Raw genomic sequence first — 16,065 nt, 5'->3', positions numbered from 1 at the left:
TCATGCTTCCTTCTCTAGGATGGCGCGGAGCGAGAGCCGCACTGCGTCGAATCCCCGCTCCATGCAGGCCAGCAGGGGGAGGGCGCCATCGGGAAGGCCGGCGCTGGCCAGTTGTTCCAGTTCCTTGCACAGCGCGGCCAGGGCGTCCGCCCCCACATTGGCGCTGCTCGATTTCAGGCTGTGCGCGGTGCGGCGCACGGTGTCGGGCGCGCTGCGGGCGGCCGGGCTGTGCAAGGCCGCCCGCAGCGCCGCCAGGTGGCGCGGCGTGTCGGCCAGGAAGGCCTGCAGCACGCGCTGGAGCAGGGCGCCGCCCTGGCCGGGGCGCAGCGCGCGGATATTGTCCAGCGCTTGCTGGTTGATGACGGCCGGCAGGTCCGGCAGCAGGGGCGCGTCGCTTGCGCCGACCGCATCGGGGTAGGCGTCGACGTCGGCATCGGTGTTGCGTGCCAGGCTGGCCGCCAGCGGCAGCGTGATCCAGTGCGCCAGCGTGTCGCCCAGGCCTTGCTGGGTGAAGGGCTTGCTCAGATAGTCGTCCATGCCGGCCGCCAGGCAGTTTTCGCGGTCGCCCGGCATGGCGTTGGCCGTGATGGCCACCACCGGCAAATGCTGCGCGGCGCCGCGCTGCTGCTCGTGGCGGCGGATTTCGGCGGTGGCCGCCATGCCGTCCATCACCGGCATCTGGCAGTCCATCAGCACCAGGTCGAAGTGGTTGTCGCGCACCGCGTCCAGCGCCTCGGCGCCGTTGGCCGCCAGGCTGACCTCCAGCCCCAGGCCTTGCAGCATGGCCGAGGCCACCTCCACGTTGACCGGATTGTCCTCGGCCAGCAGCACCTTGTTGCGCGGGCGGGAGCGCGGCTTGGCGCCGCCGGGCGGCGCAGCCGGCGTGGCCAGGCCGGCCGGCGCCGTGTGCGGTGCCGGCGGCGGTGCGGCCGGCGGCTGGCGCGCCCCGTCGCCGGCGCGCACCGGCGTCACGATGCAGTCGTACAAATCGCAGGCGCGCGGCGGCTTGATCAGCTGGAAGGCCACGCCCGCCTCGCGCCGCTGGCGGGTGTCGGCCGCGTTGCGCTCGTCGCTCAGCAGCAGCACGCGCACGGACGCAATGGCCGGATCGGCCTTGATATCGGCCGCCAGCATCAGGCCGCTGCCCATGCGCTGGTCCATATTGAGCAGCGCCACCTCGTAGGGCTGGCCGCGCGCGGCGGCCTCGTGCAGCATGCGCAGCGCCGCGTCCGCGCTGGCGGCGCTGTCGCTGTGCATGTGCCAGTGCGCCAGCTGGCGTTCCAGCAGCAGGCGGCTGTCGCTATGTTGGTCGACAATCAAGGCACGCATCCCCAAAGTGGCGTTCGGATTGAACGCCGCGTCCTCCGGCTCGACGCGGCGCTTGTCGAACTGTACGGTGAACCAGAAGATTGAACCTTGCGCTAAAGCATGGTCTATGCCGATCGTGCCGCCCATCAGCTCCACCAGTTGCTTGGAGATCGCCAGCCCCAGGCCGGTGCCGCCGTGCTTGCGCGTGGTGGAGCCGTCGGCTTGCGAGAAGGAATCGAAGATGCGCGCGCGCGCCTCGCGCGACACGCCGATGCCGGTGTCCTGCACCTCGAAGCGCAGGCCCACGGTTTGCGCGTCTTCCGCCGTGACGTCGACCTTGACCGTGATCGTGCCGGTCTCGGTGAACTTGATGGCGTTGCCCAGCAGATTGAACAGCACCTGGCGCAGCCGGTTCGGATCGCCGCAGATGGCCACCGGGATATCGTTGGCAATGGCGAACTCCAGCACGATGCGCTTGGCCTGCGCCTGCGGCGAAAAGACGTTGTCGATATCGTCCAGCAGTTCGCGGAAATTGAAGTGGATATATTCCACCGTCAGCTTGCCCGCCTCGATCTTGGAGAAATCCAGGATGTCGTTGATGATGAACAGCAAATGCTCGCCCGAGCGCTTGACCATGCTGGTGTAGTGGCGCTGCTGCGGACTGAGCGGCGAGGCCAGCAGCAGTTCGGTCATCCCCAGCACGCCGTTCATGGGTGTGCGGATCTCGTGGCTCATGGTCGCCAGGAAATTGCTTTTCGCCCGGCTGGCCGCCTCGGCCGCGTTCTTGGCCTTCTCCAGCTGCTCGGTGCGCACGCCCACCTGGCGCTCGAGCTGGTCGCGGTACTGCGCCAGCTTGGCGTCCCGGCTGGCGATCTGCACCAGCATGTCGTTGAAACTGTCGATCAGCGCGCCCAGTTCGTCGCTGCGCGCGTGCAGCACCGGCGCGCCCGGCTGGCCGTCCGCGGTCTGCCGCGCCGCCGCGATCAGGCTGGCGATAGGCTCGGCGATATTGTCGCGGAAGCGGCGCGCAAGGAACAGCGCGGTAAAGAAGGACAGCAGCGCCGCCGCCGCGCCCGCCAGCAAGTTCTGCAGCACCCCGCGCCACATGCGCGGCAGGCCGGCCTCCACCATCACCGCGCCGACTTGATCCTGCTGGAAATGCACGGCGCGGAACTGGCGCAGCCCCGGCGCCCACGGCGGCCCGCACAGCTCGGACGCGCCCGCCTTGCCAAGCTCCGCCAGCGCGCGCGGCGTCAAATCCGGCGGCGGCGGGCTGTCCCGGCCCGGCGCGCTGCGCGACAGCAGCTTGCCGTCGCGGTCAAACAGCGCCACTTGACGAATATCATCGCGGCCGTCGAACGCGGCCAGCGCCAGCACCTGGTCGCCCTGCGCCGGGTCCACATACAGCAGCGCGATCTCGCTGCCGGCCGCCAGCGTGCCGGCCAGCGCGAACAGCTGGCGGCGCTCCTGCTCCAGCTGGCTCATCACATGGGTGCCGGCAAACACCGCAAACGCCAGCAGCAAAGCGCAGCCGGTCGACATGGCGCTGATCAAAGTGAGTTTCCGGCCCAGGCCGGAGCGTTCGAAGCTGAACATATGCCGATCCTGGCAATTTCCGTTAGGAAAAATATAACTGCCAGGAAATCCAGCATCTTGATATGCGTCTAACTTCCTTAAAGCAAAAAGGGGTCAGGGTTAATTAAATAATTAACCCTGACCCCTTTTTGGTGTGGAGAAAGCTTAGCAGCAGCCGCCGCGCTTGCCGGCGCCGCCGTAGCGCGCTTCCTGGCGCTCGCGGAAGAACTCTTCGTAGCTCATCATGGGCTGATCCGGATGGGTCTTTTCATGATGGGCCACGTAGGTGTCGTATTCGGGCAGGCCGACCATCAGGCGCATGCTTTGCCCGAGGTAGCGGCCGGCCAGGACCAGTTCCTGTAGCATTATTGCACCGCAGGCATGATTTGCATCGGGCTTTCCTGCACGGTCGGCTTGGCGTTGGCGCGGGCGATCAGCGCGGTGCGCACACCGAAGATCAGCACGCTCAGCACCACCACCATGAAGAAGCCGGCCAGCGAGGCGTCCAGATAGTCGTTGAAGACGATCTGCTGCATCTGCGCCATGGACTTGGCCGGGGCCAGCACCTTGTCTTCGGCGATCGCGGCCGAGTACTTGGCGGCGTGGGCCAGGAAGCCGATCTTGGGATTGGCGTCGAAAATCTTCTGCCAGCCGGCGGTCAGCGTGCACAGCAGCAGCCACACGGTCGGCACCATGGTCACCCAGGCGAAGCGCGCGCGCTTCATCTTGAACAGCACGCAGGTGGCCAGGATCAGCGCAATGCCGGCCAGCATCTGGTTGGCGATGCCGAACAGCGGCCACAGCGTGTTGATGCCGCCCAGCGGATCGACCACGCCCTGGTACAGGAAGTAGCCCCAGGCCGCCACGCACAGCGCGGTGGCCAGCAGGCCGGCGACCATGTTCTTGGAGTCCTTCATCGACGGCACCATGGCGCCCAGCAGGTCCTGCAGCATGTAGCGGCCGGCGCGGGTGCCCGCGTCCACGGCGGTCAGGATGAACAGCGCTTCGAACAGGATGGCGAAGTGGTACCAGAAGGCCATCATGGCCTTGCCGCCGATCACGTTCGACAGGATGTGGGCCATGCCCACCGCCAGCGTCGGCGCGCCGCCGGCGCGCGAGATGATGGAGTGCTCGCCCACGTCTTTGGCGGTCTGCACCAGCACGTCCGGCGTGATATGGAAGCCCCAGCCGGAGATGACGGCGGCGGCCGCTTCCGGCGTGGTGCCCAGCAGCGCGGCCGGCGCGTTCATGGCGAAGTAGATGCCCGGATCAATGGTGGACGCGGCCACCAGCGCCATGATGGCGACGAAGGATTCCATCAGCATGGCGCCGTAGCCGATAAAGCGGGCGTGCGCTTCGTTTTCGATCATCTTCGGCGTGGTGCCGGAGGAAATCAGCGCGTGGAAGCCGGACACGGCGCCGCAGGCGATGGTGATGAACAGGAAGGGGAACAGATTGCCCGACCACACAGGGCCGGTGCCGTCGATGAACTTGGTCACCGAAGGCATTTGCAGCATGGGCGCCACGATCACGATGCCCAGCGCCAGGCCGACGATGGTGCCGATCTTGAGGAAGGTGGACAGGTAGTCGCGCGGCGCCAGCAGCAGCCAGACCGGCAGCACGGAGGCGATGAAGCCGTAGCCGATCAGCATCCAGGTCAGCTCGGTGCCGGTGTAGTTGAACATCGGCGACAGGGCCGGGTTTTCCTGCACGTACTGGCCGCCGACGATGGCCAGCATCAGCAGCACGAAGCCGATAATCGACACTTCGCCGATGCGGCCCACGCGGATATAGCGCGAGTACACGCCCATGAACAGCGCGATGGGAATGGTGGCCATGACCGTGAAGCTGCCCCACGGCGAGCCGGTCAGCGCCTTGACCACGATCAGCGCCAGCACAGCCAGGATGATGACCATGATCATGAAGGTGCCCAGCAGCGCGATATTGCCCGGGATCGGACCCAGTTCGGACTTGATCAGGTCGCCCAGCGAGCGGCCGTCGCGGCGCATGGAGATGAACAGCACCATGAAGTCCTGCACGGCGCCGGCGAACACCACGCCGGCCAGTATCCACAGCATGCCGGGCAGGTAGCCCATCTGCGCGGCCAGCACGGGGCCGACCAGGGGGCCGGCGCCGGCGATGGCGGCGAAGTGGTGGCCGAACAGCACATATTTATTGGTGGGGACGTGGTCCAGGCCGTCGTTGAACTTGTAGGCCGGGGTCATGCGGTTTTTGTCCAGGCCCATCACCTCTTTGGCGATGAACAGGCTGTAGAAGCGGTAGGCGATCAGGTAGACGCAGACCGCCGCGATGACGATCCAGATGGCGCTGATGGCTTCGCCGCGCTTGAGCGCGATCACGCCCAGGGCGCCCGCGCCGGCCAGCGACAACGCCGCCCAGCCCGCCTTGCGTAGCATTGCTTGCATGGTATTCCTCCAAGAGATTGCTATATATTTTCGTAGGGCGGGTTAGGGTTCCCCGTAACCCGCCATGAGCCGCCATGTACCGTCGTAACAAATGGCGGCTTCCGGCTTATGGCAAGTATTCACGAAGCAAATATCTCGCACAAGCGCAGCACTACGCAGATAGACTACGTACTACTACTGAACGCAGGCGCGCGCCAGCGACGTACAATGCGCGCCATCCCCACCCGGAAGCTCCCACATGAAGCTGCGCCAAAAAGTCATCTTCCTGGCCATCACCCCGCTGATCCTGGCGCTGTGCGCCATGGCGCTGGCCGTGCGCCACCAGGCCAACGTGCTGGCCCAGCAGCAGCGCGACACCATCCAGCAAGCCTACCTGGCCAGCAAGGAGGCCGAGCTGGAGCACTACGTCACCCTGGCCACGCATTCCATCCTGCGGCTGTACCAGTCCGGCCGCAAGGACCAGGCCGCCATGGACGAGGCCAAGCGCATCCTGCAGTCGCTCAGCTTTGGCGACGACGGCTATTTCTTCATCTACGACCTGCAGGGCAACGCCCTGATGCACCCGCGCCAGCCGGAGCTGGTGGGGCAGAACCTGTGGGAACTCAAGGACCAGAACGGCACGCCCACCATCCAGCGCCTGCTGCGGCGCGCCCAGTCCGGCGGCGGCTACGAGCGCTATTACTGGGTCAAGCCTTCCAGCCACCAGCCCGCGCCCAAGCTGGGCTATGTGGTGCTGCTGAAGGACTGGGGCTGGATGATGGGCACCGGCATCTACCTGGACGACGTGGACCGCGCGCTGGCCAAGGTGGACACCCAGCAGCGCGCCAATATCCAGAGCACCATGCTGTGGATTACCGGCATCGCCATCGCCGCCGCGCTGGTGGTGGCGGGCGCCGGGGTGGCGCTCAACATCAGCGAGCTGCGCGTGGCCGACGCCAAGCTCAAGGCGCTGGCGCAGCGCGTGGTGGAATCGCAGGAGGAGGAGAGGGCGCGCCTGTCGCGCGACCTGCATGACGGCATTTCGCAGTGGCTGGTGTCGATCAAGCTGCAGATCGAGGCCGGCATCATCCGCCTGGGCAACGTCCACGCCCGTCCGGACCAGTGCGGCGCGGCGCAGGGCGTGTTCGAGCACGCCGCCGAACAGCTCAACAACGTGCTGGGCGAGGTGCGCCGCATTTCCCACAACCTGCGCCCGGCGCTGCTGGACGACCTGGGCCTGGCCGCCGCGCTCAGCCACCTGGCCGAGGAATTCCGTCTCAGCAGCGCCGTGCCCATCGTCTTCAGCGCCGAAGGCAGCACCGACGACCTGCCCGAAGTGGCCAACACGGTGCTGTTCCGCATCGCCCAGGAAGCGCTGACCAATATCGAGCGCCACGCCGGCGCCGGCCATATCGAGATCAGCCTGACCGGGGCCAACCGGGCCGTCACCCTGCGCATCAGCGACGACGGCCACGGCTTCGACGCCGACGGCATCGCCGTCCACCCCAAGCGCGGCATCGGCCTGCGCAATATGATGGAGCGCATGGAAGCCATAGGCGGCGAGTTCTCCATTTCATCTTCCCCGGCGGGTACCGTGCTGCTGGCCCATGTTTCAAACGAAAGCTGACGCCATGACGATCAAAATCCTGCTGGTGGACGACCACCCCCTGGTGCGCGACGGCCTGCGCGCCCGCCTGGAAGCCGTGCCGCAATTCGACGTGGTGGCCGAGGCGGGCGGCGCGCAGGAAGCGCTGGAGCAGGCGCGCCTGTGCAGCGTGGACTTGGTGTTGATGGATATAAACATGCGCGGCGGCAACGGCATCGAGGCGACGGCGCAGTTCCGCGCACAGTTTCCGGACATTGCCGTGCTCATCCTGTCCATGCACGACAAGCTGGAATACGTGTCGCAAGCCATCCAGGCCGGCGCGCGCGGCTACGTGCTCAAGGACGCGCCCGGCAAGGATATCGTGGTGGCCATCGAGACCGTGATGTCCGGCGGCATCTACTACAGCGCCGCGCTGGCCCGCCAGCTGGCCAAGCCGCAGAGCCAGGACGCCCAGCTCACCTCGCGCGAGCACGAGGTGCTGCTGCACATCGCCAACGGCCAGTCCAACAAGCAGATCGCGCGCGACCTGGACCTGTCGGTGCGCACCGTGGAAACCCACCGCCTCAACATCAAGCGCAAGCTCAATATCGAAGGCCAGGCCGAGCTGATACGTTACGCCGTCCAGTTCGCCAACGGCACGCCCTAGCGCGCTTTGCAAGAGCCGGTCGCACGCCGTAGGCGCGCTGCAACAATGTCACACTTTGAGCGCGCACTCTAGCGTCCGAACCCTGTCCAATCAGCAATTTCTGCTATATTCCTGCTCCCAGACCACGGGACACGCGACCTGTTGTTATTTGCGTTACAAAGAGTTGCCTTGAATCAATATTTGCTCTACCATAGCAAGCACTACCCACACCGAGATACTGATGTCTTTGTCTGAAACAAGCCCATTTCCTCTGGTGGGTCTTACAGCGGTGTCCAACGCTCAAAACGAGTGGGTGGCCCTGTCATTCCAAATTTCCGCCGTTCCCGACGAAAGCGAGCTGACCACGCTGCAAACCGTGTTCGGCTATCCCGACATGGACGCCGCGCTGGCGCCGCTGGACTACATCGTCACCATCGCCGGCCTGCAGCAATACGACGTGAGCCAGCTGGCCTTCCTGCCGCCGGCCCGCACCATCCTGCGCATTGCCGCGCAGGACTGCGGCGAACCCGCCATGCAGGCCAAATGCAAGCAGCTGGCCGAGGCCGGCTACCGCCTGATGGTGGACGGCGAAGTGGGCATCAACGCCGGCAAATGCGCCATCCGCAGCCTGGCCTTCAACTGCCGCGACGCCCTGCCCAGCGAACTGACCATGCTCACCATGGCCGGCCCGCACCTGGCGCTGCAAGTCGACACCCCGGCCCGCCTGGCCGAATGCGCCGCCGCCGGCTTCACCCTGTTCAGCGGCGACTACGTGCGCCATCCGCAGCGTGAAAGCAGTACGGCGGACGGCACCTCGCGCAAGCGCCTGCTGGCGCTGCTCGGCCTGCTGGCGCGCGACGCCGACTCGCGCGAACTGGAAATCCTGCTCAAGCAAGACCCGGCCCTGGCCTACCACCTGCTGAAAGTGGTGAATTCGGCCGCCTTCGCGCCCAAGGCGCCCATCCACAGCTTCGGCCAGGCCATCAACGTGCTGGGCCGGCGCCAGCTGCAGCGCTGGCTGCAATTGCTGCTGTACGCGCGCCAGCAGGACGACGGCGGCGCCAACGCGCTGCTGCCGCTGGCGGCGGTGCGCGCGGCGCGCATGGAGGCGCTGGCCAAATTGCGCGGCGGCGACCGTGACCAGCAGGACATGGCCTTCGTGGCCGGCGTGTTCTCGCTGCTCGACGTGCTGCTGGACATGCCGATGACGGAGATCGTCAGCGCCCTCAGCCTGGACCTGGACGTGGTCATGGCCCTGCTGGACCGCGCCGGCCCCATGGGCGACATGCTCACCCTGGTGGAGCAGGACATGCCCGACAGCAGCGCCCTGCGCGACGCCGGCATCGACAACGAGACCAACTGGCGCAGCCTGCTGCAAGCCTGCCACTGGGCCATCCAGGTGAGCAGGAACCTCTAGCCATGCTGGCCCACCCGGTATCCGACTTCCTGGGCAGCAGCGCGGCACTGTGCGACGCCGTACTGCGCTTGCGCGGCGCAGCCCTGGCGGAAGAGCTGGGCCGCATCGCCTGCGGCGTGGTGCACGCCCCGCGCGGCCGCTACCTGCCCGCCGGTACGGAAGGGCAGGACGCCGACCCGGCCTACGTGGACAGCCTGGTACAGGAAGTGCGCTTCGACAAGCAATACTTCGGCCGCTTCGAGCTGGCCGGCCGCGGCAGCTACAGCGACACCGAGCGCCAGCACCTGGCCAGCCTGGCCGCGCTGGCCGCCAGCGTGCTGCAAGTGCACTCCATTGCCCAGCGCAGCACGCACGCCTACGTGCAGGTGGAAGCGCAGCTGCAGCACCAGTCGCAGATCCTCGACCAGATCCACGAATCCGTGCTGACGATGGACATGAACGGCTTCATCACCAGCTGGAACAAGGGCGCCGAGCGCCTGTTCGGCTACACCCCGGTGGAAGCGGTGGGGCGCAACATCCTGTTCCTGTACGACGACGAAGACATGGGCTTCAGCGACCCCTTCCTCGAGCACGGCGGGCGCCTGATGGAAGTGCGGCGCAAGAAAAAATCCGGCGAAGTGTTCTGGGCCAGCCTGTCGCTGTCCACGCTGCACGACATGGACGGCAAGCCCACCGGCATGATCGCCTACCTGACCGACATCACCGAGCGCAAGCTGGCCGAAGAACGCATCCACCACCTGGCCTACTACGACGCGCTGACTGGCCTGCCCAACCGCACCCTGCTCACCAAGCTGGTGGACCAGGCGCTGACGGTGGCCCAGCGCAGCAAGCTGCACGGCTGCGTGCTGTTCATCGACCTGAACCGCTTCAAGCTGATCAACGACACCCTGGGCCGGCGCATCGGCGACGCCCTGCTGAAAGAAGCCGCCGCGCGCTTCCGCGTGGTGCTGCGCGACCAGGACCTGGTGGCGCGCCTGGGCGGCGACGAATTCGCGGTCGGCCTGTTCGACATCGGCCAGCACTACGAAGCGAGCCGCGTGGCGCACAAGCTGCTGGCCGCGCTGAACGAACCCTTCCTGGTGGAAGGGCACGATTTGCGCGTGGGCGCCAGCATCGGCATCAGCGTCTACCCGCAGGACGGCAGCGACGCCGAAACCCTGCTGCGGCTGGCCGACATCGCCATGTACCGCGCCAAGCAGGGCGGCGACTCGGACGCCGAGCACGTGGCCTTCTACAGCCGCGACATGAACCAGGGCATGCAGGAGCGCATGCGCATCGAAACTGGGCTGCGGCAAGCGCTGGGCAACGGCCAGCTCGAACTGCACTACCAGCCCAAGTTCTCCATCGCCGACAGCAAGATCATTGGCGCCGAAGCGCTGGTGCGCTGGCGCCATCCCGAGCGCGGCCTGGTGCCGCCGGCCGAATTCATCCCGCTGGCCGAAGCGACCGGCCTGGTGGTGCAAGTGGGCGAATGGGTGCTCGAAGCGGCGTGCGCGCAAGCGCAAAGCTGGAAAGACGCCGGCCTGCCGCCGATCCGGTTGGCGGTCAACGTCTCCGCGCGCGAATTCACCTCGGCGCTGCCGGGCCGGGTGAAAGAAACGCTGGAACGCTACGGGCTCGAGCCGTGCTGGCTGGAGCTGGAAATCACCGAAAGCACGCTGATGCACAACATCGACCGCGTGATCGGCATCATGGACCGCATCACGGCCCTGGGCGTGACGCTGTCGCTGGACGACTTCGGCACCGGCTACTCCAGCCTGTCGTATTTAAAGCGCTTCCCGATCGACACCTTGAAGATCGACCGCTCCTTCACCACCGGCATCCCGAGCGACGCCAGCGACTGCGCGATTGCCAGCACCATCATCAGCATCGCCCAGCAGCTCAACCACAAAGTGATCGCCGAAGGGGTGGAAACGGTGGAGCAGCTTGCCTTCCTGAAAGACAGCGGCTGCGACGAAGTGCAAGGCTATCTGTTCTCCAAACCGCTGCCCGCCGCCGAGTTTGAGAAAGCGTTAAGGGAAGACTGGCTGGCGGAGTGACGGTAAGCCTGTATAATGCTGCTCGCTAGGAAGCGTGGCCGAGTGGTTGAAGGCAGCAGTCTTGAAAACTGCCGACGGGTTAAACTGTTCGTGAGTTCGAATCTCACCGCTTCCGCCAAGATACTCTAAACCCTTGATTTTCAAGGGTTTTTTTCGTCCGAAAATCCTTGGTGAGACACTGTAGTGAGACACTTCACTCCCTCAACCATGCGTATCCCCGCCCATTTGTGTCTCTCACGGCACGGCGTCTATTACTTCCGCGAAACCTCAATGATCGCAGGCAAGCAGCGCGCCAAGAAGATAAGTCTTCACACGAAAGACCCCGAACAAGCAAAGCGGAAAACTATACAATTGCTTTACTCGCCCTAAATGCAATATGGGCTTTAAGAATATGGCGTTCTTGCTTAGCGAATTCAATAGCAATGAAAAGGAATACGGTTTGTTGCAATCTTCTGTTCAGGCGCTGCTTAAGCTCTATGCTGAGAATGAGCCTTTTACCGACGTGCTGACCGAAATCTACGGGCAATTTTTAGGGTATGACAAAGGGCAGCACATGACGCCGCCCGACTTAGCAAGTATGCTTGCAATGATTACCCTAGACGGGGTTGAAGAGAATTTTAAAGGAAATCATTCCTTTACCATCGGAGACCCAACGGGCTGCGGCACAGGCGCGATGATAATCGGTTCAATGAAGCATATCTACGAGAAACACGGAAAAGACGGAGTAGAATATTGCAATTTCGTTGGAGTAGAACTTGATAGAACTTTAGCTATGGCTTCAGTTGTTCAAGTTGAGCTTGGCAGCATTTTTCATAATATTCAATTCAATAGATTTGAGATTTACAATGAAAATGCGATAACTGGAAATATGAGTAAAGAAAATTTACTCTACGGAGTCGTCCCCAACATGACTCGCTATAGGAAAGAAAAATTTGAAGACATGCCTGTAGCAGCATGAAAAACGCCCCGTTATGGGGCTTTTTTGTATTCATGCTTGATGGCTTCTTTTAGCATTCGCTTAAAGAGAACACTACTTTCATGCTCTAGCGCTCTCTCAGCGGGTTCAAAGATAAGTTTATCAAATGACACCAGCATAGCGTAACGGCTTTGAAAGCCACGATGTATCTTTTGCGTTAAAATTTTTATCTTCGTCAATGCGCCATATTGATAATGCTCTTTTGCTCTGCCATTGTCGTCAGGAATTTGATACATACTTGTATCGCCTAAGTCACTAACCATCTTATAGATTTCGTGAGAAATATCGTTGCGAAAATCTATCAATGAGACAAGCTCATTTTTCTCTTCTTGAGTGATAATTCCGTCTTTCACTATCATACTAAGATAGTCGTCAAGCTTCCAACCCTTGTCAGTAACATTATGAATTTTATTTGTGACTTTCAAGCTACCAAGTATGAAGCGCTTCAAGTCTTCAACATAGAACAAGTAGAGCATTATTTGAAAAGAGCGATGTTTAAGTATGTCGCGCTCATGCGGCGGAAGAAGTTTAACAGTGTGCTTTTTCTTCATCGGCTCTTCCCGAAAACTTCACGAACATTGAGAGCTACACTCTCAAACTCTTGTGCATTCTCAACAATGGGGCCGTTGAGAACGTTAGTCAAACCCCTCTATCTTTGCGGACAAAATAGTCATGTCCCCTGGAAAGAATGGCGGCAACGCATTAGGATTTTTCTTCAATGCGAGGTCAATAAATTTTCTATCCTGATCAAACACAACCATCAGCTTAGAGCCTACGTCTGACTCGCTGCGCCGTCTCTTGTCGTCCAAACCTTTAGCCCTGAATGATATTGTTCTCATCAACAGTTCATATAGGGCGTAACCCTTGCGGTCTTCCAACGCGTCATGCGCTTGTTGCCATTCGTTCGTAGCTTGATAGTTCGGCACCGTTTGAGCTAAAGCGATAAGGTCATCTTTCTTTGCTTTGGCGGGAACAGCGACTTGATAACGCTCTAAGAATTCTTTGAGTTCCGCAACTTTCATCTTGCCGAAGACTTGCCACAGCTCAACCTTTGGCTCTGCTTTATGTATCCACTTAACGGGATACTTGCCCATTTTCGCAAAGGTTGCGTTCCAATCTTCATACTCGCGCCACACCCAAGCGCGGCGCTTGAAGTATCGGTCAAAGCCTTGTTGATGGTATGCGCTTTGATTGAGGTAGCCGCCGTCCGAGTTCTTGATGAGCTTATGAAGCTGCGCGACCTCTTCGTCGGTCAGTCCCTCAACCTTGGACATTTCATCATAAAAAGCTTTGTCATATGCGTCAAAAAGCTCCTTGCGCGGTTTCACCGTTGGCATTGCAGGCTTAGGCGGGGCGGCGCTTCGTTCAGCCGATTTCTTGCGGAAAATGTCAAAGAGTCCCATTGAGTGCTCGCGGTTAAAAATTCCTAGTAATTATTTTTTTGCACAAGACTGCAACTCTTGATAAAGCCTAAAGATTTTTGGTAAAAGCTTGTTATGCACTCTAACAAAAAATTTCTCAATCTCTACATGCCTGACGCTCCCCGTATTCGCGTCAATCACCTCATAACGCAGCAGCTTCGCATTGTTAACAATACGTGTCAAGAATTTGTGTTTGTGGTTGTTGGAGAGTGACCTAAGCAACACGAAATCGTCGTCGTTGTTCAAGATTGAGTGAAACATATTAGACAATTTCCGATACTTCGGACTTCCGAGAGCAGCAAGAAAATTATCATTCCAATTGCTATTTGAAGATGTGATTTTCCTTGTTTTGCCTTTTGTATCAACATACGTCAATGGAGGAAGAGCGAGAAAAATCACATAAGGAAATGAGTCAATCATTGCATGAGCGTTTGCAATGTAGGAAGTTGCGTAAGCTTCAAATTTGTTTCGTAAATTTCCCGATGAGTCAATACGTTCAACTCCGAGAAATCGTGAAGCCGACATAAAATCATTGTAATATGTATGTGCGTAGAAATTTCGCTTTGCAAATGATTGCAACGCAAAGTCAAGCTTTTGACTATGCCTTGAAGACGGAACGGCGCGCTTAAAATCGTCAATGCTGAGTGATGGCGCAATGGCTGTCATCTAGCGTTTTCCTATTGAGAATGTTAGGTTTCTGTGTTTTCGTCTTCTGTCTCGCTGTCTGTTATGCTAGACGGGAATGCAATTTTTGAATGGTGTTCTAGGACATACACGTTGAGCAATAGATTGTCCAACACATCAAGAGCGAGAGACAACTGCAATGTTCCATGAGGTTTAATGTCATGGGCAGAAGCATTGCCTAAAATTCTCAATTTGTGGAGCAAGTCAGCCCCATTTTTGGAGAGAACGCCTTTTGTGTGCAACTGCCCAATCTGTGAGACGAGCTTTCCCTTTGTCCCTTTATCTTTGCAAATCGTCTCTAAGATTGCACGTATTCCGATACCGGTCAAAATCAATTGTCCTGACTCTAAAGAGACAACAGTTTCTTTATAAATGTCTTGTATGCTTTGAGGGAGTAGATGAAAGTCACGTATTGTGTTACGTTCTTTCTTCGGCTCTGGGTATAGAGTAACAGTCTCGTTTGCCCAAGTAATCGTTCTGCCGATTTCGTCGTAGTCATGTTCTAGGTCTTCCGAGTTCCACGAGATTTCTCTAAAAAAGACACTCTCACAGCCGCAACATTTCACAGTTTCATAGCGCAACCCCCAGCTTATAGAGTTGCCATGCCCGCAGTCTTCCTCACCGTTCTTGACGACACTCGCCAAGATTTCGCCGCGCTGGTTCTCTCTCTCGCATGTAGGGCATTTCAAATAGACTTTGCTGTCCTCAATTTCCTTGACCTTGATTTCCACATCACAGGCATTGACCATTTTTGACTCACTAAAGGGGATTGCTTGAATGCTATCATGCTGGCGCTCTAGAATGTTATAATGAGCATGGACTAACGCTCTCGCGGTGGGACACTTTGGTGAGACACATCCTCCGCCAAGTCGGAAGAAATTATCAAGAAAATCAAGAGTGAATCGCCACGAGTCTGCTAGACACCCGCGAGCCGTTCAAAATACCTTCGTTTGAACTCTGCCGGCGGAAGCTTGTCATTAAATCTCAGTAGATGGCGCCGCCCGGCTGGCTGGAACTGAGCACGCCCTTGACAGCGGAAATGCTGTAGTTGACGGTGCCGCCCTGGTAGCTGGCCCAGTTGCGCATGTCGAAACTGGCGCTGCCGGACAGCCGCTGGGTGGTGATGTTGCGGTAGGTGAGCGGCGTCTTGGCCTTGCAGACTTCGGGCAGGCCCACGGTGCGCAGGAAATACACCGAGCCGGCCCCCACCCTGGTGGCGGTGCCGTTTTCAACCAGCAGCGCGGTTTCAACGTCCACGCCCAGTCCGTGCACGCTGCCGGCCCAGCCGTCGTTGACAATGCGGGCCATGAAGGTCAGCAGGCGCCCCATGCGGTCGCGCTCGACCACGTGCGGATCGACGATCAGGCCGCCCATGTCGCGCAGGGTCAGCACGTCGCGCTCCAGCGTCAGCGACTTGTCATAGGGATTGGCCAGCGCCGCGTCCGAGGTGATGGTGCCGTTCATGGCGGAAAACGCGAATTTGCTCATGACCGCCATGCCGGCGCTGGTGCCGCCGATGGGGATGTTCCTGCTGGCCAGCGCCTCGATCGCCGTCTGCAGCGGCGTGCCTTTCCAGAACTTCACGTAGTCGCTCTGGTCGCCGCCGGCAATGAACAGCGCCTCCGCACCCTGAACGCGTGCGAGCACGAAGGGATCGCTGGCCGCTTCGCGGTTGGGAATGGTGATGGTTTCCACCGATGTCACGCCGCCCATCGCATAGATATAGGGATTGTAGGCGTCGGTGCCGCGCGAGCGGATGACGACGAAATTGCCGCCGCCGCCCTTGTTGATCATCCATTTGAAGGCCTCGTCCACATCGGGACCGCCCCCCATCAGGACTAGCGTGGGCGCGGCAGGCGCCGGCAGCACCACGTTGGCCGGATTGCCGACCACGGCATAGTCGTAGGGCTTGGCGGCCGACGCCGGGCCGGGCATGAGCAGCGCGGCGAGCGAGATGGACAGCATGGACAACAAACCGCGTGGGCAAGGCATGCGCATCTCGGACTCCC

Annotated in this window: 13 protein-coding genes and 1 tRNA gene; 6 read left to right on the top strand and 8 right to left on the bottom strand. The window is 60.6% G+C overall.

The genetic code is table 11. The annotated features are described in order from the left end of the window. The 3 genes from AC07S4_RS24350 to AC07S4_RS24340 all read right to left on the bottom strand — a co-directional run bounded on the left by AC07S4_RS24350 (position 1) and on the right by AC07S4_RS24340 (position 5,309). Positions 1–2,904: a hybrid sensor histidine kinase/response regulator gene (locus tag AC07S4_RS24350; RefSeq protein WP_494989068.1), complete on the bottom strand. Its 2,904-nt coding sequence runs from the start codon at positions 2,902–2,904 to the stop codon at positions 1–3. A 144-nt stretch (positions 2,905–3,048) separates the two neighbouring features. Beyond that, positions 3,049–3,249: a YbdD/YjiX family protein gene (locus AC07S4_RS24345; RefSeq protein ID WP_494989067.1), complete on the bottom strand. Its 201-nt coding sequence runs from the start codon at positions 3,247–3,249 to the stop codon at positions 3,049–3,051. Continuing rightward, a complete protein-coding gene (locus AC07S4_RS24340; RefSeq protein WP_161073092.1) occupies positions 3,249–5,309 on the bottom strand; it encodes a carbon starvation CstA family protein in 2,061 nt (686 codons plus the stop codon). Before AC07S4_RS24340 ends, AC07S4_RS24345 begins: the two co-directional genes overlap by 1 nt. Before the next feature lie 238 nt (positions 5,310–5,547). On the opposite strand from AC07S4_RS24340, the gene AC07S4_RS24335 reads away from it, so the two are divergent. From AC07S4_RS24335 to AC07S4_RS24310, 6 genes are all read left to right on the top strand, one after another. After that, the gene (locus AC07S4_RS24335) at positions 5,548–6,915 is read left to right on the top strand and encodes a cache domain-containing protein (RefSeq protein WP_494989066.1); all 1,368 of its coding nucleotides are present in this window, start codon (positions 5,548–5,550) and stop codon (positions 6,913–6,915) included. 4 nt (positions 6,916–6,919) lie between these two features. Then, a complete protein-coding gene (locus AC07S4_RS24330; protein WP_494989065.1) occupies positions 6,920–7,540 on the top strand; it encodes a response regulator in 621 nt (206 codons plus the stop codon). Between the two features lie 292 nt (positions 7,541–7,832). Next, on the top strand, positions 7,833–8,936 hold the full coding sequence (locus AC07S4_RS24325) for an EAL and HDOD domain-containing protein (protein ID WP_494989064.1): 1,104 nt from the start codon (positions 7,833–7,835) through the stop codon (positions 8,934–8,936). Between the two features lie 2 nt (positions 8,937–8,938). After that, the gene (locus AC07S4_RS24320) at positions 8,939–10,975 is read left to right on the top strand and encodes a putative bifunctional diguanylate cyclase/phosphodiesterase (RefSeq protein WP_494989063.1); all 2,037 of its coding nucleotides are present in this window, start codon (positions 8,939–8,941) and stop codon (positions 10,973–10,975) included. 28 nt (positions 10,976–11,003) lie between these two features. Next, a tRNA-Ser gene (locus AC07S4_RS24315) sits at positions 11,004–11,093 on the top strand. Between the two features lie 258 nt (positions 11,094–11,351). Continuing rightward, positions 11,352–11,933, top strand: coding sequence for an N-6 DNA methylase (locus AC07S4_RS24310; RefSeq protein ID WP_494989062.1), 582 nt, complete (start codon positions 11,352–11,354; stop codon positions 11,931–11,933). 11 nt (positions 11,934–11,944) lie between these two features. On the opposite strand, the gene AC07S4_RS24305 is transcribed toward AC07S4_RS24310, so the two are convergent. The 5 genes from AC07S4_RS24305 to AC07S4_RS24285 all read right to left on the bottom strand — a co-directional run bounded on the left by AC07S4_RS24305 (position 11,945) and on the right by AC07S4_RS24285 (position 16,048). Then, positions 11,945–12,502, bottom strand: coding sequence for a hypothetical protein (locus AC07S4_RS24305; RefSeq protein ID WP_494989061.1), 558 nt, complete (start codon positions 12,500–12,502; stop codon positions 11,945–11,947). A gap of 84 nt (positions 12,503–12,586) precedes the next feature. Continuing rightward, positions 12,587–13,354, bottom strand: a complete 768-nt coding sequence (locus tag AC07S4_RS24300) for a HeH/LEM domain-containing protein (protein WP_494989060.1) — start codon at positions 13,352–13,354, stop codon at positions 12,587–12,589. A 30-nt stretch (positions 13,355–13,384) separates the two neighbouring features. Beyond that, positions 13,385–14,038, bottom strand: a complete 654-nt coding sequence (locus AC07S4_RS24295) for a hypothetical protein (protein ID WP_494989059.1) — start codon at positions 14,036–14,038, stop codon at positions 13,385–13,387. Between the two features lie 23 nt (positions 14,039–14,061). Continuing rightward, positions 14,062–14,805 (bottom strand): DUF4145 domain-containing protein, encoded by a 744-nt coding sequence (locus tag AC07S4_RS24290; protein ID WP_494989058.1) that lies wholly within the window; start codon positions 14,803–14,805, stop codon positions 14,062–14,064. Between the two features lie 235 nt (positions 14,806–15,040). Continuing rightward, positions 15,041–16,048 carry a cyanophycinase gene (locus tag AC07S4_RS24285; protein WP_494989057.1) on the bottom strand — a complete coding sequence of 336 codons (1,008 nt, stop codon included), beginning with the start codon at positions 16,046–16,048 and terminating at the stop codon, positions 15,041–15,043. Between the last annotated feature and the right edge of the window lie 17 nt (positions 16,049–16,065).

It is taken from the genome of Pseudoduganella sp. GW821-FHT05F09, assembly GCF_059419605.1.
This window is presented reverse-complemented; position numbering and strand designations above follow the sequence as displayed.

Bases quoted from the DNA above. Each gene is read 5' to 3' on its own strand.
- AC07S4_RS24350 (WP_494989068.1), bottom strand. From the start codon at position 2,904: ATGTTCAGCTTCGAACGCTCCGGCCTGGGCCGGAAACTCACTTTGATC.
- AC07S4_RS24345 (WP_494989067.1), bottom strand. From the start codon at position 3,249: ATGCTACAGGAACTGGTCCTGGCCGGCCGCTACCTCGGGCAAAGCATG.
- AC07S4_RS24340 (WP_161073092.1), bottom strand. From the start codon at position 5,309: ATGCAAGCAATGCTACGCAAGGCGGGCTGGGCGGCGTTGTCGCTGGCC.
- AC07S4_RS24335 (WP_494989066.1), top strand. From the start codon at position 5,548: ATGAAGCTGCGCCAAAAAGTCATCTTCCTGGCCATCACCCCGCTGATC.
- AC07S4_RS24330 (WP_494989065.1), top strand. From the start codon at position 6,920: ATGACGATCAAAATCCTGCTGGTGGACGACCACCCCCTGGTGCGCGAC.
- AC07S4_RS24320 (WP_494989063.1), top strand. From the start codon at position 8,939: ATGCTGGCCCACCCGGTATCCGACTTCCTGGGCAGCAGCGCGGCACTG.
- AC07S4_RS24310 (WP_494989062.1), top strand. From the start codon at position 11,352: ATGGGCTTTAAGAATATGGCGTTCTTGCTTAGCGAATTCAATAGCAAT.
- AC07S4_RS24305 (WP_494989061.1), bottom strand. From the start codon at position 12,502: ATGAAGAAAAAGCACACTGTTAAACTTCTTCCGCCGCATGAGCGCGAC.
- AC07S4_RS24300 (WP_494989060.1), bottom strand. From the start codon at position 13,354: ATGGGACTCTTTGACATTTTCCGCAAGAAATCGGCTGAACGAAGCGCC.
- AC07S4_RS24295 (WP_494989059.1), bottom strand. From the start codon at position 14,038: ATGACAGCCATTGCGCCATCACTCAGCATTGACGATTTTAAGCGCGCC.
- AC07S4_RS24290 (WP_494989058.1), bottom strand. From the start codon at position 14,805: ATGGTCAATGCCTGTGATGTGGAAATCAAGGTCAAGGAAATTGAGGAC.
- AC07S4_RS24285 (WP_494989057.1), bottom strand. From the start codon at position 16,048: ATGCCTTGCCCACGCGGTTTGTTGTCCATGCTGTCCATCTCGCTCGCC.